Annotated in this window: 17 protein-coding genes; 9 read left to right on the top strand and 8 right to left on the bottom strand. The window is 62.0% G+C overall.

Going from position 1 to position 21,921, the window contains the following annotated elements; translation table 11 throughout:
- Nucleotides 1-55: 55 nt before the first annotated feature.
- The gene (locus AC07O2_RS12010) at nt 56-2,125 is read right to left on the bottom strand and encodes an ATP-binding protein (RefSeq protein ID WP_495075973.1); all 2,070 of its coding nucleotides are present in this window, start codon (nt 2,123-2,125) and stop codon (nt 56-58) included.
- Between the two features lie 72 nt (nt 2,126-2,197).
- Between AC07O2_RS12010 and AC07O2_RS12005 the strand changes: the two genes are divergently transcribed.
- Both AC07O2_RS12005 and AC07O2_RS12000 read left to right on the top strand, forming a co-directional pair.
- Entirely contained in the window at nt 2,198-2,929 is a 732-nt protein-coding gene (locus AC07O2_RS12005; RefSeq protein WP_495075972.1) for a response regulator, read from the top strand.
- Nucleotides 2,930-3,171: 242 nt separating this feature from the next.
- Complete coding sequence (locus tag AC07O2_RS12000) at nt 3,172-3,540, top strand: phosphomannose isomerase type II C-terminal cupin domain (protein ID WP_495075971.1); 369 nt, start codon at nt 3,172-3,174, stop codon at nt 3,538-3,540.
- A gap of 137 nt (nt 3,541-3,677) precedes the next feature.
- On the opposite strand, the gene AC07O2_RS11995 is transcribed toward AC07O2_RS12000, so the two are convergent.
- Both AC07O2_RS11995 and kbl read right to left on the bottom strand, forming a co-directional pair.
- Nucleotides 3,678-4,628, bottom strand: coding sequence for an NAD-dependent epimerase/dehydratase family protein (locus tag AC07O2_RS11995; RefSeq protein ID WP_495075970.1), 951 nt, complete (start codon nt 4,626-4,628; stop codon nt 3,678-3,680).
- Nucleotides 4,629-4,638: 10 nt separating this feature from the next.
- Entirely contained in the window at nt 4,639-5,856 is a 1,218-nt protein-coding gene (gene kbl, locus AC07O2_RS11990) for a glycine C-acetyltransferase (protein ID WP_495075969.1), read from the bottom strand.
- A gap of 118 nt (nt 5,857-5,974) precedes the next feature.
- On the opposite strand from kbl, the gene AC07O2_RS11985 reads away from it, so the two are divergent.
- Nucleotides 5,975-6,586, top strand: a complete 612-nt coding sequence (locus AC07O2_RS11985) for a helix-turn-helix domain-containing protein (protein WP_495075968.1) — start codon at nt 5,975-5,977, stop codon at nt 6,584-6,586.
- A 75-nt stretch (nt 6,587-6,661) separates the two neighbouring features.
- Here the strand turns inward: AC07O2_RS11985 and pcaC are convergent, their stop codons facing one another.
- Nucleotides 6,662-7,039, bottom strand: coding sequence for a 4-carboxymuconolactone decarboxylase (gene pcaC, locus AC07O2_RS11980; RefSeq protein WP_116604149.1), 378 nt, complete (start codon nt 7,037-7,039; stop codon nt 6,662-6,664).
- 32 nt (nt 7,040-7,071) lie between these two features.
- A complete protein-coding gene (locus tag AC07O2_RS11975; RefSeq protein WP_495075967.1) occupies nt 7,072-7,962 on the bottom strand; it encodes a LysR family transcriptional regulator in 891 nt (296 codons plus the stop codon).
- A gap of 94 nt (nt 7,963-8,056) precedes the next feature.
- Here AC07O2_RS11975 and AC07O2_RS11970 point away from each other — a divergent pair, with 94 nt between their 5' ends.
- On the top strand, nt 8,057-9,061 hold the full coding sequence (locus tag AC07O2_RS11970; RefSeq protein ID WP_495075966.1) for an SDR family oxidoreductase: 1,005 nt from the start codon (nt 8,057-8,059) through the stop codon (nt 9,059-9,061).
- Nucleotides 9,062-9,130: 69 nt separating this feature from the next.
- Here AC07O2_RS11970 and AC07O2_RS11965 read toward each other — a convergent pair whose 3' ends face one another.
- Both AC07O2_RS11965 and zwf read right to left on the bottom strand, forming a co-directional pair.
- A complete protein-coding gene (locus AC07O2_RS11965; protein WP_495075965.1) occupies nt 9,131-9,979 on the bottom strand; it encodes a MurR/RpiR family transcriptional regulator in 849 nt (282 codons plus the stop codon).
- A gap of 123 nt (nt 9,980-10,102) precedes the next feature.
- Nucleotides 10,103-11,563, bottom strand: a complete 1,461-nt coding sequence (gene zwf, locus AC07O2_RS11960) for a glucose-6-phosphate dehydrogenase (RefSeq protein WP_495075964.1) — start codon at nt 11,561-11,563, stop codon at nt 10,103-10,105.
- 379 nt (nt 11,564-11,942) lie between these two features.
- Here zwf and tal point away from each other — a divergent pair, with 379 nt between their 5' ends.
- Nucleotides 11,943-12,890 carry a transaldolase gene (gene tal, locus AC07O2_RS11955; RefSeq protein WP_495075963.1) on the top strand — a complete coding sequence of 316 codons (948 nt, stop codon included), beginning with the start codon at nt 11,943-11,945 and terminating at the stop codon, nt 12,888-12,890.
- A gap of 18 nt (nt 12,891-12,908) precedes the next feature.
- Nucleotides 12,909-14,474 carry a glucose-6-phosphate isomerase gene (gene pgi, locus AC07O2_RS11950; protein WP_495075962.1) on the top strand — a complete coding sequence of 522 codons (1,566 nt, stop codon included), beginning with the start codon at nt 12,909-12,911 and terminating at the stop codon, nt 14,472-14,474.
- Nucleotides 14,475-14,487: 13 nt separating this feature from the next.
- On the opposite strand, the gene AC07O2_RS11945 is transcribed toward pgi, so the two are convergent.
- Nucleotides 14,488-16,290: an O-linked N-acetylglucosamine transferase, SPINDLY family protein gene (locus AC07O2_RS11945; protein ID WP_495075961.1), complete on the bottom strand. Its 1,803-nt coding sequence runs from the start codon at nt 16,288-16,290 to the stop codon at nt 14,488-14,490.
- 173 nt (nt 16,291-16,463) lie between these two features.
- On the opposite strand from AC07O2_RS11945, the gene AC07O2_RS11940 reads away from it, so the two are divergent.
- From AC07O2_RS11940 to AC07O2_RS11930, 3 genes are all read left to right on the top strand, one after another.
- Complete coding sequence (locus AC07O2_RS11940) at nt 16,464-17,846, top strand: efflux transporter outer membrane subunit (protein ID WP_495075960.1); 1,383 nt, start codon at nt 16,464-16,466, stop codon at nt 17,844-17,846.
- A 37-nt stretch (nt 17,847-17,883) separates the two neighbouring features.
- On the top strand, nt 17,884-19,791 hold the full coding sequence (locus AC07O2_RS11935; RefSeq protein ID WP_495075959.1) for an SEL1-like repeat protein: 1,908 nt from the start codon (nt 17,884-17,886) through the stop codon (nt 19,789-19,791).
- A 311-nt stretch (nt 19,792-20,102) separates the two neighbouring features.
- On the top strand, nt 20,103-21,921 hold a 1,819-nt coding region (locus tag AC07O2_RS11930), incomplete at its 3' end, for a beta strand repeat-containing protein (RefSeq protein WP_495075958.1).

The following is a 21,921-nucleotide window of genomic DNA, read 5'->3' as shown; positions in this document are numbered from 1 at the left end:
CCGTCAAAAGGGCTTGTCGATCAGCCATGCCGGCTGATCGACAAGCCCTTTTCCGTTAGCGCACCAGCTCCGACAAGGCGCGGGCCAGATCGGCGCGTTGCAGCGGTTTGGTCAACAGCCGAGATACACCGGCCTCGGTGGCTCTCTGGGCCAGCAGTGCACCGCCGTAGCCGCTGACCATCAGGATGGGCAGCTGGGGCGCGAATTGGCGCACAGCATCGGTTAGCTGGATGCCGGTCAGCGTTGGCATGACTTCGTCGGTCATCACGGCCGAGAAGCGTTCCGGCCCGTCGCGCAGGGCTTGCAGCGCGGCCATCGGGTCGGTAAAACCTACCGTGCGGTAGCCCAGGTTCCCGAGTATTTCTTCGGCCATGGCAACCAGGCCTGGCTCGTCGTCCACCACTAGCAGCGTCTGCCCTGCACCGCAGGGGGCGGACGGCAGCAAGGGCGTGGCGCTGGCCAGCACATCGGTGCATTCCGGAAAGTACAGCGTGAAGCGGGCGCCTTGCAGGGGTTTGCTTTTCACGTCGATAGCACCGTTGAATTCCGCCACCACGCCGTGCACCACGGCTAGCCCCAGGCCGGTGCCGGAGTCTGCGCTGCGGGTGGTGAAGAAGGGTTCGAACAGGCGCTCCATCACCTCTGGGCTGATGCCTTTTCCTTGGTCGGACACCGTCAAAGCCAGGTAGTTGCCAGCAGGCAGCTGGGTATGGGACAGCACCTGGGGCAGAGTGACGGTCTTGCGCACCAGCTGCACACTGACCATGCCGCCGTGGGGCATGGCCTGGATGGCATTGGTGCACAGGTTCATCACGGCCTCGAAGGCCTGGGTCGGGTCACCGCGCAGCAGGGCACCATGTGCCTCCAGGCCGCGCTGCAGCACAACGCCCGGGCGCAGCGTGGCGGCCAGCAGGGTCAGCACTTCTTCAATGATGGGTTCGAGTTCGAACACGGTGGAGGTGCAGCCGCCTCCGCGACCAAATGACAGGATGCGTTCTACCAGCGACTTGCCACGCAAAGCGGCTTGCAACACCTTGTCGATGTGACGGGCCTGGGCGCTGCCGGGCGCGGCCGCGTCCTGCGCCATTTCACCGAAGCCGACAATGGCCGCCAGCGCATTGTTGAAGTCGTGCGCTACGCTGCCGGCCATCACGCCTAGCGACTCCAGCTTGCTGGCACGCGACACCTGGGCCTGCAAAGCCTGCTGGGCGGCAATGCGGCGTTGGTCGGCGCGCTCTACCAGAAACACCGCGATGCCCATGATGGCAAGCAGCAGCACAATACTGGCCAGGGTGATTTTCACGGTGTCGCGCCATGGGGCCAATATGACGTCCAGATCCCGGGTGATGACCACGTCCAGCCCATAGTTGGGCAGGCGCCGCAAGGCCACCAGATACTTGCGCCCGTCCGGGAATTCGTGGACGGCTGTGCGTTGGTGGTTGGCCAGGCGCTGGGCAATCTCTTGCTCACTCAACGACGATTGCCGTACATAGGATGCAGCCAGCAGCACGCCATCCTGGCGGAACACGGACATATGTGCGTCTGGCGCCTGGGACGCCACGGTGAAAGCTCCCAGCAGGGCATTCGATGGCAGGGCTGCATAAATCCAGCCATGGTGCTGCGGAGTGGTGAACTGCGCGGCCAGCGTGACGGCCGTGGTGGTGCGGTTCTGCTCGGGATGAGAGCGGCCGATTGCGGTCGTCTCGGTATCCAGTTTATTCAAGGGTGGAGAAAAATCGGGCTGCTCCGGCAGCGGCATGTCGGTGGACGCCGCCAGCACCCGTCCATCGTGGCTGACCAGCCAGAGCGAGCGCACCATGGTCATCAGCTCGGTGCGGGTGCGCAGCGCCTCTTCGGCATCGGCGCCGGTAAGCGGTATGCGGTTGTAGCGCAATTCGTCCTGCATGGCATGCATGCCGCTTTGGATGCCTTGCAGCGTGCGGTGCATTTCGTCGCTCAGGGCTAGCGACAAGGTGTTCAACTCCCGCGTCTGGCTGTCTATGGTTTCGCTGCGCAAATGCCATAGTGCGACGCCCGCCACCAGTAGTAGCGGCAAGCCCAGGCCCAGCGCCCAGGCCCAGATACGCGGCGCTATGGCTTTGCGGGTGGTGTCGGTCTCTTGCATCTGATGGAAACTCCTGTGGGCGGTGCTGGCCATAATCCCGGATACTCTGTAAAGATTTCCATCTACTGATTTATGCAAACATCGACTGCCCCGCACATTCTAGTGATCGACGACGATCCCAACATCCGTGAGCTGGTGGTGGAATACCTGGGGGACAACGATTTGCGCGTCAGTGCCGGTGCCTCGGGTCGGGAGCTGTTCGAGATGGTGGACCGCGAAGCCATCGACCTGGTGCTGCTGGACCTGAAGCTGCCAGGTGAAGACGGCATGCAGCTGGCCCGCACCCTGCGCGAGCGCGCCACCATTCCCATCATCCTGCTGACCGGCCGCGCCGAGGAGGCCGACCGCGTCATGGGGCTGGAGCTGGGGGCCGACGACTACGTGACCAAGCCCTTCAGCCCGCGCGAGCTGCTGGCGCGGGTGCGTGCGGTGCTGCGCCGTTACCAGGTGCAAGCCACTTTGCCGGAACGCGACAACAGCCGCCGCGCATTCCGCTTTGCCGGCTGGGAGCTGAACCTGCGCACCCGGCGCCTGGTGGCACCGGGCGGGGATTCGGTGGAGCTGTCGAATGGCGAATTCAGCCTGCTGTCCGCGCTGTGCCGTGCACCGCAACGTGTGCTGTCGCGCGACCAGCTGCTGTCCATGTCCCGCCTGCACGAGGCCGAGGTGTATGACCGGACCATCGATGTGCAAATCCGCCGCCTGCGCATCAAGGTGGAGTTGGACGCCGCCAACCCGCAGCTCATCGTGACGGAGCGGGGTGCGGGCTATCTGCTGGCCAGCGAGGTCGAGACCCTGTACTGAAGCCGCTGTGCTGCCAGGGAAGGTGTTACAGGGTGTATTAGTTTGCTACCTGTAACGGGTAATTCTTGGTGCTATTTGCTATTGAATAGATAGCTGTATGTGCAGGAATTTATTGCGTTAGCGCTTGTTTTTGTGCTTGGTGTTTCAGGCTGCCGGATGCGATGGGGTAGGCGACAACTACGGGTTACTATCTAGTGCTTGCCAGCTTTACTTTACACAGTGCAGAGAGCATCGCCATACCCATGAATACTTCTACACGCACCGTTTCCATCGAACGTACCGAGCGCCCCTGGGGCTGGTATGAAAACATGCACGAGGCTCCTGGCCACAAGGTCAAACGCATTGGCGTGCACCCCGGCCAGCAGCTGAGCCTGCAAAAGCACCATCAGCGCGCCGAGCACTGGGTGGTGGTGGTGGGCACCGCCATCGTCACGGTGGGCGACAAGGTGGTCGAGTTGCAGCCAGGCCAGCATGTGGACATTGCCATCGGTGAAGTGCACCGCCTGGCGAACAAGACCACAGGCCCGGTGGAAATCATGGAAGTGCAGTACGGCAGCTACCTGGGTGAGGACGACATCGTGCGCTTGCAGGACGATTACGGAAGGGGCTGAGCACACCCCCAGGCTGCAGCGCTTCGCGTCTTTCGCCAACCCCCTTGCAGGGGGCGAACCCAGCGGCCCGGCGAAGCCGGTTCCGCGGGTTCTCTGGAGGGGGCTTCGCTGCGCTTGCCTTGAGAATGCAGGGTGAGTTAACGGCGTTCAGCCAGCGGCCGCAGGTTCTTCAGCATGTCCTGCACCATTGCATCCAGGTCGTATTCCGCCTTCCAACCCCAGTCGCTACGTGCGGCCTGGTCGTCAATGGAGCGTGGCCAGCTGTCGGCTATCGCTTGGCGGTAGTCGGGCACGCATTCCAGGCTGAAGCCGGGCACGTAGCGGGCAATCGCCTCGGCGATCTGGGTCGGGGTGAAGCTGATGCCGCCCAGGTTGTAGGAGCCGCGCTCACGTATTTTTTCCGCCGGAGCTTCCATCAGTTCCAGTGTGGCGCGGATGGCGTCGGGCATGTACATCATGGGCAGGGCGGCGTCGGCGGCCAGGAAGCTGGTGTAGCGACCGTGCTTCAAAGCAGCGTGGAAGATCTCCACCGCATAGTCGGTGGTGCCGCCGCCGGGTGCGGTCTTCCAGCTGATCAGGCCCGGGTAGCGCAGGCTGCGCACGTCCACACCGTGGTTGCGGTGGTACCAGTTGCACCAGCCTTCACCTGCCAGCTTGGAGATGCCGTAGACCGTGCTCGGGTCCATCACCGTGTGCTGTGGTGTGTTGTCACGCGGGGTGCTGGGGCCGAAAGCGGCGATCGAGCTGGGCCAGAACACCTTGTGCAGCTTGTGCGTGCGCGCCAGCTCCAGCACGTTCAGCAGGCTTTTCATGTTCAGGTCCCAGGCCCATTGTGGGTGCTGCTCACCGCGTGCCGACAGGGCGGCGGCCAGCAGGTAAACCTGGGTGATGTGGTTGCGCTCCACCACTTCGGTGAGGGCGCCGTTCTCGGTGGCGTCCAGCGTTTCGTGGTGTACGCTGGGCAGGCGGCCCAGTGGTGCCAGATCGCTGGTCACCACGGCCTCCTTGCCGTGGCGCTGCACCAGAGCCTGGGCCAGTTCGGTGCCGATTTGTCCGTTGGCGCCGACGATGAGAATCCGGGTATCCATCAAGTTCCTTTTATTGAATCAGAGTTAATTCGCGCCCGGCCTGGATGAAGGCTGCTACGGCGCGTTCCAGGTCGGCCCGGGTGTGTGCCGCACTGAGCTGTACGCGAATGCGCGCCTGCTCCCGAGGGACCACGGGAAAGAAAAAGCCCACCACGTACACGCCCAGCTCCAGCAGCCGCGCGGCCAGCTTTTGTGCCACCACGGCGTCATAGACCATGATGGGCACGATGGGGTGTTCACCTGGCTTGATGTCGAACCCGGCCTGGGCTATTGCGCTGCGGAAATAGGCGGTATTGTCAGCCAGGGTGTCACGCAAATCGGTGGAGGCCTCAAGTAAATCCAGCACCGCGATCGATGCGCCCACGATGCTGGGCGCCACGGTGTTGGAGAACAGATACGGGCGCGAGCGTTGGCGCAGCAGCTCGATGACTTCACGCCGCGCGCTGGTGAAGCCGCCGGAGGCTCCGCCCAGCGCCTTGCCCAGGGTGCCGGTGATGATGTCCACTTTACCGAACACGCCGCGGTACTCGTGCGTGCCCCGACCGGTTGCGCCGATGAAGCCACTGGCATGGCATTCGTCCACGCCCAGCAGCGCACCGTATTGGTCGCATAGCTTGCGCATCACATCCAGCTGGGCGATGGTGCCGTCCATGGAAAACACGCCGTCGGTGAACACCAACACATGCCGTGCGCCGTCGGCGCGGGCTTGCTGCAGCTGCAGCTCCAGGTCGGCCATATCGTTGTGCGCATAGCGATAGCGCTTGGCCTTGCACAGGCGGATGCCGTCGATGATGGAGGCGTGGTTCAGCGCGTCGCTGATGATGGCGTCCTGCTCGCCCAGCAGGGGTTCGAACAGGCCGCCGTTGGCGTCAAAGGCCGCCGCGTAGAGGATGGTGTCCTCTGTGCCCAGGAATTTGGACAGCCGCGCTTCCAGCGTCTTGTGCAGATCTTGCGTGCCGCAGATGAAGCGCACCGAGCTCAGGCCGTAGCCCCGGTTTTGCAGCGCCTCTGCCGCCGCGGCCACCACCGCCGGGTGGCTGGACAGGCCCAGATAGTTGTTGGCACACAGGTTCAGCACCTCGCGCGCGGAGCCATCGGCCGCCAGGGTTTTCACGCGCGCGCCCTGGGCGCTGGCGATGACCCGCTCGGACTTGTATAAACCGGCAGCACGGATGCCGTCCAGCTCTTGTTGCAGATGGGCATAAAACGGGGCGGTAGTGGTGCTCATGGCGATCCTTCCGGGTGGGTAGGGTGTGTGTCGGGCACAATGGTGTGTGCAGTAAATTGAAATTGTGCTGTATATCGAACAAAAAATCAATATAGTGGATTAATCTCCTTCCAAAACTATGGTGCAACGTTCTTCCAAAACCACCCCAGCACCGGCCGTTGCGGCCAGTGCCGAGCCGCCCCGCGTGGGCGAGACCCTGGCCGCGCTGCGCCAGGCCCAGGCCTTGTCGCTGGATGCCTTGTCGCGCAAGGCGGGGGTGTCCAAGTCCATGCTGTCGCAAATTGAGCGCGCCCAGGCCAACCCTACGGTGGCCGTTGTCTGGCGCCTGGCGAATGCGCTGGGCGTGCCCCTGGGCGACTTGCTGGGGGCCGCGCCGCCCCCGCCCGAGCCGGCCATCACCGTGGTGCCGGCGCATGCCACGCCTTCATTGCGCAATCCGGATGGGGCGTGTGAGCTGCGCATCCTGGGTCCTATCGAGTTGGCAGGCCAGTTTGAGTGGTATGCGCTGTCTTTACAAGCCGGGGGCGTGTTGGAGTCGCAGGCGCACGAGGCTGGCACGCGAGAGCATCTCACCGTGCTGACGGGGGCTTTGGAGGTCGTGTCGGGCGACGAGCGCCAGCGCCTGAAGCCTGGCGAAACAGCCCGCTATGCGGTGGACCGGCCGCATGCCATCCGCAACCTGGGCAAGGGCGAGGCCACCGCCTGGCTGGTGGTGGTGCATGCCGGATAAGCTATTAAAAGAGTAGCTGCTTGCGCAGGTAATACCTACGCTGGAGACTATTTTTATGCATAAGGCTGTGCTGCCTTAAACGCCCAGTTCTTTGAACACTTCCTTGGCGGTGCGGAAGCTGTCGATGGCCGCGGGCGCACCGCAGTAGACGGCGGTTTGCAGAAACACCTCCTTGATCTCGTCCTTGCTGACGCCATTGGTCAGCGCGCCGCGCAGGTGCAGCTTGAGCTCGTGCGGGCGGTTCAGCGCGGTCAGCATGGCCAGGTTCAGCAGGCTGCGGGTCTTGCGGTCCAGGCCTGGGCGGTTCCAGATGTCGCCCCAGGCGTACTGGGTCACCAGCTCCTGCATGTCGCGGTTGAAGTCGTCGGCGTTCTGGATCGCCGCGTCCACATACTCGGCGCCCAGCACCTCGCGGCGGGTTTTCAGACCTTGGTCAAACAGCTCTTGGTTCATGGGGGCTCCCGGTAATAAAAGGATGCGCCACTCTAAGCGATGTGTTGCTGCAGCCCCTCGACCAGTGCGTCGAAGGTGGCGCGGCAGCGCGGGCTGTGGCGCAGGTTCTCGTGCATGGTGATCCAGGTCTCCAGCGGCAGGCTGGCTTGCTTGGGCAATAGCCGCACCAGCTCTGGCTTGCGCCGCGCCAGCGCCACCTGGCAGATGCCGATGCCGGCGCCGGCCTGGATCAGTGCCCAGTGCGCCAGATCGCTGTCGCTGCGCAGCGCGAAGTTGTCGCGCTGGAATACGCCTTGCAAGGACTTGCCGACGCTGCGGATGAATGGGGTTTCGGTGTCGAAGCCGATCAGCGCGTGCTGCGCTAGCTCGGGCAGGCTGTGCGGAGTGCCGTGCTGCTCCAGGTAGCTTTGGTGGGCGTGCAGGCCTAGCTCGACCTCGCCGATGCGGCGCGCCACCAGCAGCTCTTGCTGGGGCCGCAGCATGCGCACGGCGATGTCGGCCTCGCGGTGCAGCAGGTCTTGGACTCGGTTGCTCAGCAGCAGCTCGATCTTCAGCCCGGGGTACTGTGCGCGCAGGCGGGTCAGGATGGGCGGCAGCACCTCCACACCGATGATCTCGCTGGCCGTGACGCGCACCGTGCCGCGCACGCCTGCACCCTGGCTGGCCGCGGTGCGCTGCAGGGCGGCCGCCGTGCTGGCCATGGCTTCGGCGTCGCTGCGCAAGGCCAGCGCGGCCTCGGTGGGCAGCAGGCCGGCCTGCGAGCGGGTGAACAAGGGCAGCTTCAAGGCCTTTTCCAGTGCGGCGATGTGCCGGCCCACCGTCGGCTGGGCCACGCCCAGCGCACGGGCGGCACCGGACAGCGAGCCTTCCTGCAAGACGCCTAAAAACGAGCGGTAGAGTTCCCAGCCAATATCGGTTGCCATGCATAAATGTATAGCCGCTGGTACATGTTCGGCAATTCCATTTGAATGCAGCTGCTTCCAGAATCGCCCCATCCCTACTTTTTTGGAGCATCTCATGGACAACAAGCAGACGGTTTTGGTCCTCGGCGCAACCGGCGGCATTGGCGGCGAAATGGCCCGCCAGCTGCGCGACGCCGGCTGGAAGGTACGCGCTATGCAGCGCAGCGTGCCGGCGGCCGGTGAGACAAAGGACGGCATCCACTGGCTGCGCGGCGACGCCATGCAGCGGGCCGATGTGCTGGCCGCGGCCCAGGGCTGCAGCGTCATCGTGCATGCGGTGAACCCGCCCGGCTACCGCCGCTGGGCCGAGCTGGTGCTGCCCATGCTGGACAACAGCATCGCTGCTGCCAAGGCGGAGCGCGCCACCATCGTGCTGCCCGGCACGGTCTACAACTACGGGCCGGATGCATTCCCGCTGCTGACCGAGACCGCACCCCAGCAGCCGCTGACGCGCAAGGGCGCGATCCGGGTGGCGCTGGAGCAGCGCTTGCAGGCCGCCAGCCAGCAGGGCGCGCGGGTGCTGATCGTGCGGGCTGGCGACTTCTTTGGTCCGCAGGCCGGTAATAACTGGTTTGCCCAGGGCCTGGTCAAGCCGGGCCGGGCGGTGCGCAGCGTCAGCAACCCAGGCCGCGTCGGCGTGGGCCACCAGTGGGCTTATCTACCGGACGTGGCCCGCACCATGGTTGCCTTGCTGGCACGGCGTGACAGCCTGGACGCATTTGCCAGCTTCCATTTCGGTGGCCACTGGGATGCCGATGGCAGCCAGATGGCCCAGGCGATTTGTCGTGTGGTGGCCCGGCGCAGTGGTGTCACTCCCCGTGTGGCGGCTTTCCCGTGGTGGTTGATGCGGCTGGCCGCTCCCTTCGTGGTGACGCTGCGCGAGTTGCAAGAGATGCGCTACCTGTGGCAGCAGCCGGTGCGCTTGGACAATGCCAAGCTGGTGGCGGCGCTGGGGCGCGAGCCGCATACCGCGCTGGACGCGGCGGTAGAGGCGACGCTGGAGGGCTTGGGCTGCCTGCCAGCGCAGCAGGTTCAGCCAGGTTTGCTATTGAATCAATAGCTGCCTGCGCAGGTGGATTCTGCGCTGGGGCCTGATTTTCTATAAATTTCTGCCAGCACTTGCCAAGTGCTAGGTATAGCGTTTGTTGCGCAGATTGTTTTTGATCTCTTGCAGCTTGGGCTGCAGGTGCTCGCTGCCTATGCGTAGGGCGACGCAGGTAGCTAGGATGTCGATGATCATCAGGTGCAGCAGGCGCGACACCATGGGGCTGTAGCGCTCGAAGCCCTCGGGGTGGTTGGCGGCCAGGTGTACGTGGCCGGCCGAGGCCAGCGGCGAGCCGCTGGTAGTGATGACGATGGTGGTGGCGCCGTTCTTGCGCGCGATGTCGCAGGCGTCCATCAGGTCGCGGGTACGGCCCGAGTTGGAGATGATCACCACGCAGTCGCCCGTGCCCAGCATGGAGGCGCTCATCACCTGCATATGGCCGTCGCTGTAGGCGATGGCGTTCACGCCCAGGCGGAAGAACTTGTGCTGCGCATCCTGCGCCACGATGCCGGAGTTGCCAGCGCCGTAGAACTCGATGCGCTTGCCGGTCTGGTAGGTGGCGGCCAGGATCTCGGCGGCCTTTTCCAGTGCGCTGGTGCTGGCTTCGTTGCGGTATTTCAGAAAGGCGGCGACGGTGTTGTCGATGACCTTGACCATCACGTCGCTGGTTTTATCGTCTGTGTCCACGCTGCGGTGGATGAAGGGTACGCCTTCGCTTACGCTGCCGGCCAGCTTCAGCTTGAAGTCGCTGAGCCCGTCATAGCCCATGCTGCGGCAGAAGCGCACCACGGTGGGCTTGCTGACGTGGGCCCGGTCGGACAGCTCGCTCACCGGCAGGTTGGCGAATGCGCGTGGGTCGGTCAGCACCAGCTTGCCCACGCGCTGCTCGGCGGGGGCAAGAGAGGACAACGAGGCTCTGATTCTGTCTAGCATAGGTTGGCGGTCGGGGCGGACCTTAGGTGAGATACCGTGGAACCGGCTTTGCCGGACCACTGGTATCGCCCCCTGTAGGGGGTTGGCGAAAGCGACACGGAGTGCGCGAAGCCTGGGGGGGAATCACGATTCTTCGCTCCAGCAGAAGCCGTCGCGTGCGATCATGGCGCTGGAGGCGCTGGGGCCCCAGGTGCCGGCGTTGTAGGGGCGTGGGCCGGCGGCGTCGTTCTTCCAGTGTTCGATGATGGGCTCGACCCAACGCCAGGCTTCTTCCTGCTCGTCGCTGCGGACGAACAGGTTCAGGCGGCCATCCAGCACGTCCAGCAGCAGGCGTTCGTAGGCGCCCACGCGTTCCGAGCCGAAACGTTTGTCAAAGTCCAGGTCCAGCTGCACGGGTGCCAGCGACTGGCTGGCGGCGCGGCTGCGGTTGCCCTGGGCCTGGGCCAGCAGGTGCAGCTCCAGTCCGTCCTTGGGTTGCAGATTGATCACCAGGCGGTTGGCGGCGCCCACCGGGGCGTTGAAGATCGGGTGCGGCGTGGGCTGGAAGTTGACCACGATGTGCGCATCACGGCCATGCAGGCGCTTGCCGGTGCGGATATAGAAGGGCACACCGGCCCAGCGCCAGTTGGCGATCTCGGTGCGCAGGGCGACAAAGGTTTCGGTCTGGCTGTCGGGGCTGACGCCTACTTCGTCGCGGTAGCCCGGCACGTTCATGCCACCGGCCGAGCCCGCGGCATATTGGCCGCGGATGACGTGCTGCGACAGGGTTTCAGGCGTCCAGGGCTTGAGCGAGCGCAGCACCTTGAGCTTTTCATCACGGATGGCGTCGGCGCCAGAGTTGATGGGCGGCTCCATGCCGATCGCGCACAGCAGCTGCAGCGCGTGGTTTTGCACCATGTCGCGCAGGGCGCCGGTGTTCTCGTAGAAGGCGCCGCGCTTTTCCACGCCCAGGTCTTCGGCAATGGTGATCTGGATGTTGGCGATGTGCGCGCGCTTCCACAGCGGTTCAAACAAGGCATTGCCAAAACGCATGGCAAACAGGTTCTGCACCGAAGGTTTGCCCAGGTAGTGGTCGATGCGGAAAACCTGGTTTTCCTTGAAGCAGCGGCCCACGGTTTCGTTGATGGCGCGGTTCGAGGCCAGGTCGTGGCCCAGCGGCTTTTCCAGCACGATGCGGGTCTTGTCGCTGTTCAGCCCGGCGGCGGCCAGTTGTTCGCAGACGGTGGTGAACAAGGCTGGCGCGGTCGCGACATACATCACCACCGAGTCGGCATTGCGGTCATGCAGCACTTGGGCCAGGGTGGCGTAGTCGTTGGGCTTGGACAGATCCATGCGCTGGAATTCCAGCAGCGCGGCAAAGCGGTCGAACTCCTCGGCGTTCGGGCGCTTGGCGCCTTCCACGCTATTGAAACGGGACTGGATCAGCTCGCGGTACTGGGCGTGGCTCAGGTCATCGCGGCCTACGCCAATGATGCGGCCGCCTTCGGGCAGGGTGCCGTGGCGGAAGGACTGGAACAGGGCGGGCATCAGTTTGCGCCAGGCAAGGTCGCCGGTGCCGCCAAAAAGGACTAGGTCAAAGCTCATGGGGTTGCATCCAAAATGATTTCCGCAATGTAACTTAGTTTCATGTTTCTGCAAATGCGGCGCTGAAAAATACTTTTACTGGTGTTGCAGCTTGGTACTTTCCCGGTTGTGCAGCAGATAAACTGGGGTCTAAGCTGGGTTGGTAACCTTGTTACTCCGCCTGGGGCTGTACTTGCCGGCCTTGCGGGTAAGGTTTCGTAACCTAAAAGATGTCCCTGGTGGGAGCTAGGGACGGTTTTGTTTGTACCATTCGGCTGTTGGCGTCGGCTGCGGCGCCCGCTGGTTCAGCGAATAGAGCCTGTTATCCGCAGGCATTGGCAATCGACGCGCATGCCTGGCCGGTACGCGTGCATTTCACCTTTAACGGCAACACACTCCTATGTCCCAACTCGATTTCCTCAAGCAGTTCACTACCGTAGTGGCCGATACCGGCGACTTCAAGCAGCTCGGCGTATTCCTGCCTACCGACGCCACCACCAACCCATCGCTGATCCTCAAGGCAGTGCAAAAGGCCGACTACCAGCCGCTGCTGGCCGAGGCCGTGGCCAAGTACCGTGGCCGCCCGCTGGACGAGATCACCGACCGCCTGATCGTGCGCTTTGGCTGCGAAATTCTGTCCATCGTGCCTGGCCGCGTGTCTACCGAAGTCGATGCGCGCCTGAGCTTCGATACGGCCGCCACCGTGGCCCGCGGCAAGCGCCTGATCGAGATGTATGCGTCCGAGGGCATTGCCAAGGAACGTATCCTGATCAAGGTCGCGTCCACCTGGGAGGGCATCCAGGCCGCAGCCGAGCTGGAAAAAGCCGGTATCCGCACCAACCTCACGCTGCTGTTCAGCTTTGCCCAGGCCGTGGCCTGCGGCCAGGCCAAGGTGCAGCTGATCTCTCCCTTTGTCGGTCGCATTTACGACTGGTACAAGAAGACAGCTGGCGCGGCCTGGGTGGAGGCCGACAACGCTGAGGCCAAAGACCCTGGTGTGATCTCGGTGCGCAATATCTACAACTACTACAAGCACTTCGGTATCAAAACCGAGGTCATGGGTGCGAGCTTCCGCAACGTCGGCCAGATTACGGCGCTGGCCGGTTGCGACCTGCTGACCATCAGCCCAGACCTGCTGGCCCAACTGGCCCAGGCAGATGCGCCGTTGAGCCGCGCGCTGGACGTCAAAGCCGCCCAGGCTATGGAACTGCAGGAAGTTAAGCTGGACGAGGCGGCTTTCCGTTTCGCCCTGAACCAGGACGCCATGGCTACCGAAAAGCTGGCCGAAGGTATCCGCGGTTTTGTGGCCGACGCCATCAAGCTTGACCAACTGCTGCAAGCCGCTTGAGCCTAGAAAGCCCCTGACATGGACGCATTGAACCGCCCCCGTTGTGACGCCGTGCCCGCCTGGACCCAGCTCCAGGCCCAGTTTGAAAAGTCTGGTGCCGCGCTGGACCTGCGCCAGGCATTTGCCGCCGACCCGCAACGCTTCGAGGCATTCAGCCAGGACGCGCCCTATGTGTTTGCGGATCTGTCGAAGAACCGCATCGACGCCGTGACGGAGAACCTGCTGTTCAACCTGGCTCGCCAGTGCGGGGTGGAGCAGTACCGCGACGCCATGTTTGCGGGCGAAAAGATCAACACCACCGAAGGCCGGGCGGTGATGCATTTTTTATTAAGAAAAAGTGCTCTGGCGCAGGGGGAATCTGCGTCAGCTGCTATCAAAAATGAACTAGCCGAGGTGCATGCCACGCTGGATGCTATGCTGGGCTTTGCCGAAAAAGTGCGGGCCGACACGGCCATCACCGACGTGGTCAACATCGGCATTGGCGGCTCCGACCTGGGCCCGCTGATGGCCACGCTGGCACTGGATGCGTTTGCCACGCCGACCAAGCGCATGCATTTTGTGTCCAACGTGGATGGCCACGAACTGGCCGCGCTGCTGCCCCGTTTGAAGGTGGAGAGCACGCTGTTTCTCATCGCCTCCAAGACCTTCACCACCACCGAGACCATGACCAACGCCCGTTCGGCCAAGGCCTGGTTCGAGGCGCAGGGCGGGACCGACACGGCGCGCCACTTCGCAGCGTTGACCACCAATGTGACGGCGGCCAACAGCTTTGGCATCAGCACCACCTTTGGCTTCTGGGACTGGGTGGGCGGCCGCTATTCCATGTGGTCGGCGATCGGACTGCCGATCGCCATCGCCATTGGTGCGGGCAATTTCCGCGACTTTCTGGCCGGTGCACAGGCCATGGACGAACATTTCCGCACCGCCCCCATGGAGCAAAACCTACCCATACGCCTGGGTTTGCTGGACGTGTGGTATCGCAACTTTCACGGCTTTACCAGCCGCAGTATCGCGCCGTACCATAGTGCGCTGCGCCGTCTGCCGGCCTATCTGCAGCAGCTGGAGATGGAGAGCAACGGCAAGCAGGTTGACCAGCAGGGCCGCAAGCTGCCGTTCGATACCTGCCCAGTGCTGTGGGGCGAGCCTGGCACCAATGGCCAGCATGCTTACTTCCAGATGTTGCACCAGGGCACGGATGTGGTGCCGGTCGAATTTGTCGCCGTGAAAAAACCGCGCCACAGCCTGCCGGGCCACCACAACACCTTGCTTGCCAATGTGGTTGCGCAGGCCCAGGCCTTGATGGTGGGCAAGGAAGATGCCGGCGGCCACCGCAACTTCCCGGGCAACCGGCCCAGCACCTTCTTGCTGCTGGACGACCTGACGCCCGCCAGCTTCGGCGCGCTGATTGCGCTGCAGGAGCATCGTGTGTTCGTCAGCGGCGCGCTGTGGGGCATCAACAGTTTCGACCAGTGGGGCGTGGAGCTGGGCAAGGTGCTTGCCAAGGACATCGAGCCCCGGCTGCAGTCGGGCGACGTGGCGGGGCTGGACAGCTCTACCGCCGGTTTGCTGAACCGGCTGCGCTGAATCTCTTTCCCGGTTACAGCGCGGCGCAGAGCTGCTGGAACCGGGCTTCCAGATTGCGGGTGAACAGTGCAGTGTCGAACAGCACGCCGTGTTCGCGCTCGCCTTGCAAATGCGTGCGCAGGGCGGCGCAGGCCTCGGGATTGTTGGCCAGCGCGACCGCCTTTTCTTCGTAATCCTGCAGGTTGTAAGTGACCAACTGCTCCAGCTTGGCGGCGGTCAGCAGTGCGCCAGCCATGCGCGAGGCAAAGGCGCGGCCGCAGTAGGTCAGCACTGGCAGGCCCATCCACAGCGCGTCATTGGCCGTAGTGCCAGCGTTGAACGGAAAGGTGTCTAAAAACAGATCCGCCACGGTGTAGCGTGCCAGGTAGTTTTCGGGGGAGACGCGGGGGGCAAAGTACAGCCGGTCTGGCGCGATGCCCCGGGCCTGCGCTTCACGCCGCAGATTGGCCTCGGCCCAGGGGTTGTCCGACAGCAGCCACAGCAGGCTGCCGGGCGTGCGCTGCAGGATGCGCATCCAGGTATCGAACACTTCGGGTGTGTATTTGTAATTGTTGTTCAGCGAGCAAAACACAAAGCCCTGGGCGGGCAGGCCACAGGCCTCGCGGCTGGGCAGCGGGCCGACGCCGCGCTTGCGGTCGCTGACCTGGTAGACGTCCGGCATGTACAGCGGCTTTTCCGAGTAGTACGGGGCGATGTTTTCCGGGATCAGGAAACGGTCGGCAATCACATAGTCTATGGACGGCAGGCCGGTGCTTGCTGGCAAGCCCAGGTAGGTAACTTGTATGGGCGCCGGGCGGTAGGCCAGCATATTGGCCCGTGCGCCGGAGGTCTGGCCCTGCAGGTCCACCAGGATGTCGATTTCATGGCTGCGTATCAGCTGGGCAGCGGCTTCGTCGCTGAGCTTGTCTATGCGGATGAAGTGGTCCATGGCGCTGATCACCCGCTGGCGCATGGCCGAGCCGTCTTCTGGGCTCCAGCAGAAGCCATAGACCTCGAATTGGGTGCGGTCGTGCAGCTCGAATAGCTCGGCGGTGAGCAGTGACACCGGGTGCATGCAGAAGTCTGAAGATACGTAGGCAATACGCAGCTTGCCGTGGCCGTAGCGGGTGCTGGGCGCCAGCTTGGGTACGTCGGATATGACCTTTTTGCTGACGAAGCGGCGCGCGGCCTGCAGCTGAACCACCGGGTCGTCGGTCACGCTCAGCATGGCCAGGGTGGAGGTCGATTCCTGCATGAGGGCAGTGCTGATGCCTTTCAGCGGGGCATAGACCGGCCACAGGCATTGCTTCTGGCGCAGATGCACCCAGTGGTGTACTGCGTCTGGCTGGTTCGGGTCGAGCTCCAGGCTGCGCTCCAGGAACTGCATGGCTTCCTGGAATTGCTTCTGGGTGTCCAGCACCCGCCCCAGATTGTTCAGCGCCATGATGAGGTAGGGGCGGTTGTCGGTGGAGCTGGGCGGCACGTTCTGCGCCACCCAGCGCCATTCCAGCAAGGCCTTGTCCACCTGGCCCATACGCTCCAATAGCATGCCCAGGTTCAAGCGGGGTGGCACAAAGGGTGGGGCGAGTTCAATGGCCCGCTGGTAGGCGGCTTGTGCGCCGGGCAGGTCGTTTTCGTTGGACAGCGACACGCCCAGATTGAAGTTGACTGCATGGGCGTAGGGCGAGTCGTTGCGGCTGAGCCAGGTTTGGTAGAGCACGATGGCAAGGGGTGCGTGTTTCTGTGCCTCCAGCTGCGAGGTGCAATCTATCAGCTCCGGAAACGTCAGTTCACGTTTCCAGGCGCGTAAAACCGCAGACGCAAATTTCTCTTCCATCGTCATTCCATGTAGCCCTTAAATACCAATTAAAAATCATAGTACCTTAGGGGCAAATCGAGACTTGACTCCTGGCAAATGCACCTGTTTTGAGGTTCACTTCGCCCGTAACGACGGCCCAAGCTGCCGTAATAATCTGGAAACTTCCAGCGACTCCCACGCGTATTGCCACCATGTTCAGGGTCACCCTATTGTTTGCTGCCGCACTTTTGGCGGCATGCTCGCAAACGTCGGAATTCCACCGGCCGACCTTGCCCGTGCCCAACGCCTGGCCCGGGGCGACCGGCGGTGACAGCCCGCATGCGGCAGCCAAGACGCATTGGCGTGCATTCTTTTCGGACCCCGAGTTACAGACACTGATAGAGACGGCGCTACAGAACAACCGCGATTTACGCATTGCTGCCGCGCGGGTGGCAGAAGCCCGCGCGCAGTACGGCGTTGTCAAGGCAGACCAGTTGCCCACGGTGAATTTGCTGGGGTCGGGTAATGACACCCGTACGCCAGCCGAATTGACCGGTGACGGTGTAAAGGCGAATGGGCGGCGTTTTGACCTGTCTCTGTCCAGCGTGTCTTATGAATTGGACTTTTGGGGGCGGTTGGCGAATCTGTCCGAAGCGGCCCGGACCAGCTATCTGGCCACCGAGGAGGCGCAGCGGGCGGTGCAGCTGTCTTTGATCTCCGATATCGCGACATCGTATTTCATGCTTTTGCATACCAAAGAGTTGATGGAGCTGACGCGTTCTACGCTGGATTTGCGCGAACAATCCCTGGCTTTGATCTCCAAAGGCAAAGACCTGGGGAGTATGGATGACTACGTCTTCCAGCAAGCCGAGGGCGTGGTGCAGACTACGCGTTCCTCATTGGCGGAGATAGAGCACCAGCACACGCTGGCGGCAAACCGCCTGAATCTGCTGTTGGGCAAGGTGGTGGACCCCTTGCCGGAAACGGGGTCGCTGCAAACACAGGGCCTGGACACCGCGCTGGCTCCAGGTTTGCCGGCGGACGTGTTGTTGCTGCGGCCCGACGTGATGTCGGCCGAACAACGGTTGCTGGCGGCCCATGCGAACATCGACGCGGCGAGGGCGGCATTTCTGCCCAAGATTACGCTGACGGCCAGCCTGGGGGTGGCCAGCCAAGGGCTGTTCAGCCTGTTCAGCGGCGGGGCTTGGGCGTTTCAGCCTTTGATGTCGTTGCCCATTTTTGACGGCGGGCGTACGGCTGCAGGCCTGGATATAGCGCAGGCGCGCAAGGTGATTGCGGTGGCGGAGTATGAAAAGACCATACAACAGGCGTTTCGCGAGGTGGCCGATTTGCTGTCTGCCCGTGCCGCCCTGTCTCGGCAGCTGCAGGCCTCCCTGGCCAATATGAAAGCCCAGAGTCAGAGGCTTCATATCGCTGAAGCCCGCTTCAATGCTGGCGTGGTCGGGTATTTGGAGGTGCTGGATGCGCAACGCGATATTGTTGCGGCGCAGCAGGCGACTGCACTGGTGCGCCGCCAGCAGTTGGAGTCGGCGGCCCAGTTGTACAAAGCCCTGGGCGGTGGAGCTGCGGCATGAGGTTCTCGATCTATTTGCACCCAGGGCGTGGAGGCGTATGGCGCTGAGAAGCCCTGCCTATGAGAAGCGTACTTTCATCAACACGCTCAAGTCTGCACGGTTCGGACTGCGGGAGGCGCAGTACGAAGTAGGACTGATGTATGCCAATGGCATTGGGGTGGAGCAGGATTTTGAGCAGGCCATCCACTGGATCATGCAGTCGTCAGAGCGCGGCTATGCGGCGGCGCAATATCTGCTGGCAACCCGTTATGCCAGCGGAGTGGGTATAGGCCAGGACAACTACAAGGCGGCGGTCTGGTTTCAAAAGGCGGGTGAGCAAGGGCACGCCAAAGCCCTTTACCGCTTGGCCAGACTGTATGCGGCAGGCTCCCAGGAGCTATCGCACCAAAGCATGGCCAGGGCCGCAGAGCAGGGTCTGGCGGAAGCCCAATACGCACTGGGTGTGCAGTTCGCTTCCGGCAGGGGAACCAGGAAAGATGAAAAACAGGCGGCGTACTGGCATGGCCTGGCGGCCGAGCAAGGGCTGGCGTCTGCCCAGTGCGCGCTGGCAGATCTGTTGGCCAGCGCCACGGATGGTTCCCAGGATATGGAGGCGGCGCTGTTTTGGTACCGCCGTGCGGTTCAGCAAAGCTCTCCTGTTGCACAAGTTGCGCTGGAATACTTGGATGCCAGTGGCCTGGGCCGTACCAAAACGCGTGGTCGAGGGCGTCCCAAACCTCCTGGGCCGGAGCGCAGGCAAGCGGGCGGCCAGTGGGTAGAGGCGGCGGAGGCTGGTGATGCCAATGTGCAGTACCACCTGGGGCTGATGTATGACCTGGGCCTTGGCATACAGAAAGATCTGGGGCAGGCTGAGGTGTGGTATCTCTCCGCCGCAAGACAGGACGATGTTCGCGCGCAATTGGCGCTGGCTAAGCTGTATGAACACAACGAGGACAAGCAGGCCCTGCCCTGGTACCACAAGGCCGCCGAGCATGGCGATACGGAGGCGCAGTTTGCCCTGGGGCGTCGCTATTGTTCCGGGCAGGACGTAGAACAAGATTTTTTTGCTGGCGTCTCCTGGTACACCCAGGCAGCGCAGGCCGGACACGCACATGCATTGTTGACCTTGGGTAGTTTGTTCAGCAATGGTTTGGAGCATGTGGCTGCCGCCTGTTTTAAGCGGGTTGCGGAGCAAGGCGATGCCGAAGCCCAGTTCCAACTGGGACAGCAATATGCGTCCGGCAAGGGGGTTGAGCAGGATGTGCATAAGGCGTTTTTCTGGTGCCGGCGGTCCGCGGAGCAAGGTCATGCGCAGGCCCAGTGCGCATTGGGCAGCATGTATCTAAAGGGGCTTGGAGCTGAAAAAGACTTTGAACTGGCTTTTTCCTGGTACCAGAAAGCGGCTGAACAGGGGGATGCCAAGGCGCAATGGAATCTGGGCTCCTTGTATGCCAGCGGCGGGGGCGAGGTCAAACGCAACCTGCGGCAAGCTTTTATTTGGTGTCAAAAAGCGGCGGACCAGGGCTTTGCGGCGGCGCAGTCGACCTTGGGTGTGCTGTATGCGTTGACCAAGAAGCCTGAGCAGGCAGTGCTCTGGTGGAGCAAGGCAGCAGAGCAGCAAGATCCCGAAGCCCAGTACAACCTGGCATTGATGTACAGCAAGGGTGAGGGTGTGGAAAAAAATGCCGAGCAGGCGTTTTATTGGTTGCATGAGGCCGCGCAGCAAGGCGTACCTAGTGCGCAATCTCGGCTGGGGCTTTTGTATGCAATCGGTGAGGGGGTGGCTGCAGACCCGATAGAGGCCCACAAATGGTTCGTGGTCGCGGCGTCTGGTGGGGATGCTGCTGCGCTTGCAAATCAGAAGCGTTCAGAGTCGCAATTGAGTCCGGCCCAGGCTCAAGAAGGTCAACGGCGTGCAAAAGAGCACACAAAACGAGGCATATCAAATTGCATTTCTGTATCGTAAAGTTACATAATGTTGCGAATCGTGAAGTTCGGCGTGAGGCGGGCTTGCTGAGAGGGTAGCCACCAAGTTCTTTGTCTTTGGCTGGCTATTTTTATGTTTCCAAAGGTTAAATTTTTTTATTCAAACCGGGCTAAAGTTGCCGGGAAACATGTCGAAAAGAAAAGATATGTGTCAAAGCGCAACTTGTGTTCCATGGCTTTTAGGGCCTGAAAACTCCTGGTTGAGTTGCTTGAGAGACGGGGTGGACGCCTGGTTGGGGTGCCACTCTTCAAAATCATTGTGCTGACATCCCGGTGTCGAAGGGTTGAAAAATGAGTATTGTTACTGGTCTAACCACTGCGCAAATTGCAGCCTTAACGACGTTCCAGATCCAATCGCTGGGAACCAGTGACATCGTTGCGCTGACCACGGCACAAGTCGGAGCCCTCACGACCGACCAGATCGTGGCGCTGAAAACTTCTCAGATTTCGGTGTTGACGACTGCAGATATCGCGGCCTTGACGACGACCCAGGTGGCGGCAATCGAAACGATTGACATCGCTGCTCTGAAGACGTCCCAAATTGCCGCGTTGACTACTGCGGCAGTGGTGGCGCTGACTACCAACCAGATCCAGGCAGTGACCACGGCCAGCATTGCGGCACTGACCACAAGCCAAGTAACGGCGCTGACCACCAACCAGATCGTGGCTTTGACGACTGGTCAAGTATCTTCCCTGACCACTTCTAGCGTTGCGGCGCTCACGACCAACCAGGTCGTTGCGATCGAAACGGCGGACGTTGCAGTTCTGAAGACGGCTCAGATCGCTGCGTTGAGCACCAACAGCGTTGCTGCGCTGACGACCAACCAGATCCAGGCCGTAGCTACGTCGGGCATAGCCGCCTTGAGTACCGCTCAGGTTGTTGCCTTGACCACCAATCAAGTCGTTGCTTTGACGACTGGCCAAGTATCCTCGTTGACAACGACGGGGGTCGCTGCTCTCACGACGAATCAGATCGTAGCGATAGAGACAGTGGACATTGCTGCTCTGAAGACCAGCCAGATCGCTGCATTGAGCACGAATAGCGTTGCTGCACTGACGACCAATCAAATCCAGGCTGTAACCACCGCAAGTGTGGCTGCCTTGAGCACGGCACAGGTGGTTGCATTGACCACCAACCAAGTGGTCGCCTTGACGACAGGTCAAGTAACTTCACTGAGTACAGGGCAAGTTGCGGCTTTGACTACGAACCAGGTTGTAGCCATTGAGACCGTAGATCTTGCTGCGCTCAAGACCAGCCAGATCGTGGCGCTGACGACCGGTCAAGTGTCATCTTTGACGACCAATCAGATCGTAGCGTTGACGACAGGCCAGGTTGCATCATTGACCACCTCGGGTATTGCCGCATTGACGACTAACCAGGTCGCCGCGATTGAAACTGTCGATATTGCTGCATTGGGTACCGGCCAGATCGTAGCCCTGAATACATCGCAAGTTACCGCGCTGACGACCAATCAGATTGTTGCGTTGACGACCAGCCAGGTATCTTCCCTGACGACGTCCAGTGTGGCAGCACTTACCACGAACCAGGTTGTGGCGATTGAGACGGCGGACATTGCTGCACTGAAGACCAGTCAGATCGTTGCGTTGAGCACTAACAGCGTTGCCGCGTTGACGACTAATCAGGTGCAAGCTGTAACTACAGCGGGTGTGGCCGCCTTGAACACGGCACAAGTGGTCGCGTTGACCACTAATCAGATTGTCGCGTTGACTACGGGTCAAGTGTCCTCGTTGACAACAAGCAGTGTTGCCGCGCTGACGACCAACCAAGTGGTTGCGATAGAGACGGTGGATGTGGCTGCGCTGAAGACCAGCCAGATTGCGGCGCTGAGCACCAACAGCATTGCCGCGTTGACGACGAACCAGATCCAGGCCGTGACCACGGCCGGAATCGCTGCTTTGACCACCGGTCAAACGGTGGCGTTGACGACCAACCAAGTAGTCGCTTTGACGACAGCCCAGGTCCCTGCTTTTACCTCTACGAATGTGGCGGTCTTGACTACGTCGCAGGCAGTTGCGATAGAGACAGTGGATGTAGCGGCGCTGAAGACCAGCCAGATCGTTGCCTTGACGACGGCCCAGGTTGCAGCGC

The organism is Rhodoferax sp. GW821-FHT10B06 (genome assembly GCF_059415605.1).
Note: the sequence above shows the minus strand (reverse complement) of the source record. Positions and strands in the feature narration are given on the sequence as shown.

Coding starts and splice junctions, on each gene's coding strand:
- AC07O2_RS12010 (WP_495075973.1), bottom strand. CDS start 2,125: ATGCAAGAGACCGACACCACCCGCAAAGCCATAGCGCCGCGTATCTGG.
- AC07O2_RS12005 (WP_495075972.1), top strand. CDS start 2,198: ATGCAAACATCGACTGCCCCGCACATTCTAGTGATCGACGACGATCCC.
- AC07O2_RS12000 (WP_495075971.1), top strand. CDS start 3,172: ATGAATACTTCTACACGCACCGTTTCCATCGAACGTACCGAGCGCCCC.
- AC07O2_RS11995 (WP_495075970.1), bottom strand. CDS start 4,628: ATGGATACCCGGATTCTCATCGTCGGCGCCAACGGACAAATCGGCACC.
- kbl (WP_495075969.1), bottom strand. CDS start 5,856: ATGAGCACCACTACCGCCCCGTTTTATGCCCATCTGCAACAAGAGCTG.
- AC07O2_RS11985 (WP_495075968.1), top strand. CDS start 5,975: ATGGTGCAACGTTCTTCCAAAACCACCCCAGCACCGGCCGTTGCGGCC.
- pcaC (WP_116604149.1), bottom strand. CDS start 7,039: ATGAACCAAGAGCTGTTTGACCAAGGTCTGAAAACCCGCCGCGAGGTG.
- AC07O2_RS11975 (WP_495075967.1), bottom strand. CDS start 7,962: ATGGCAACCGATATTGGCTGGGAACTCTACCGCTCGTTTTTAGGCGTC.
- AC07O2_RS11970 (WP_495075966.1), top strand. CDS start 8,057: ATGGACAACAAGCAGACGGTTTTGGTCCTCGGCGCAACCGGCGGCATT.
- AC07O2_RS11965 (WP_495075965.1), bottom strand. CDS start 9,979: ATGCTAGACAGAATCAGAGCCTCGTTGTCCTCTCTTGCCCCCGCCGAG.
- zwf (WP_495075964.1), bottom strand. CDS start 11,563: ATGAGCTTTGACCTAGTCCTTTTTGGCGGCACCGGCGACCTTGCCTGG.
- tal (WP_495075963.1), top strand. CDS start 11,943: ATGTCCCAACTCGATTTCCTCAAGCAGTTCACTACCGTAGTGGCCGAT.
- pgi (WP_495075962.1), top strand. CDS start 12,909: ATGGACGCATTGAACCGCCCCCGTTGTGACGCCGTGCCCGCCTGGACC.
- AC07O2_RS11945 (WP_495075961.1), bottom strand. CDS start 16,290: ATGGAAGAGAAATTTGCGTCTGCGGTTTTACGCGCCTGGAAACGTGAA.
- AC07O2_RS11940 (WP_495075960.1), top strand. CDS start 16,464: ATGTTCAGGGTCACCCTATTGTTTGCTGCCGCACTTTTGGCGGCATGC.
- AC07O2_RS11935 (WP_495075959.1), top strand. CDS start 17,884: ATGGCGCTGAGAAGCCCTGCCTATGAGAAGCGTACTTTCATCAACACG.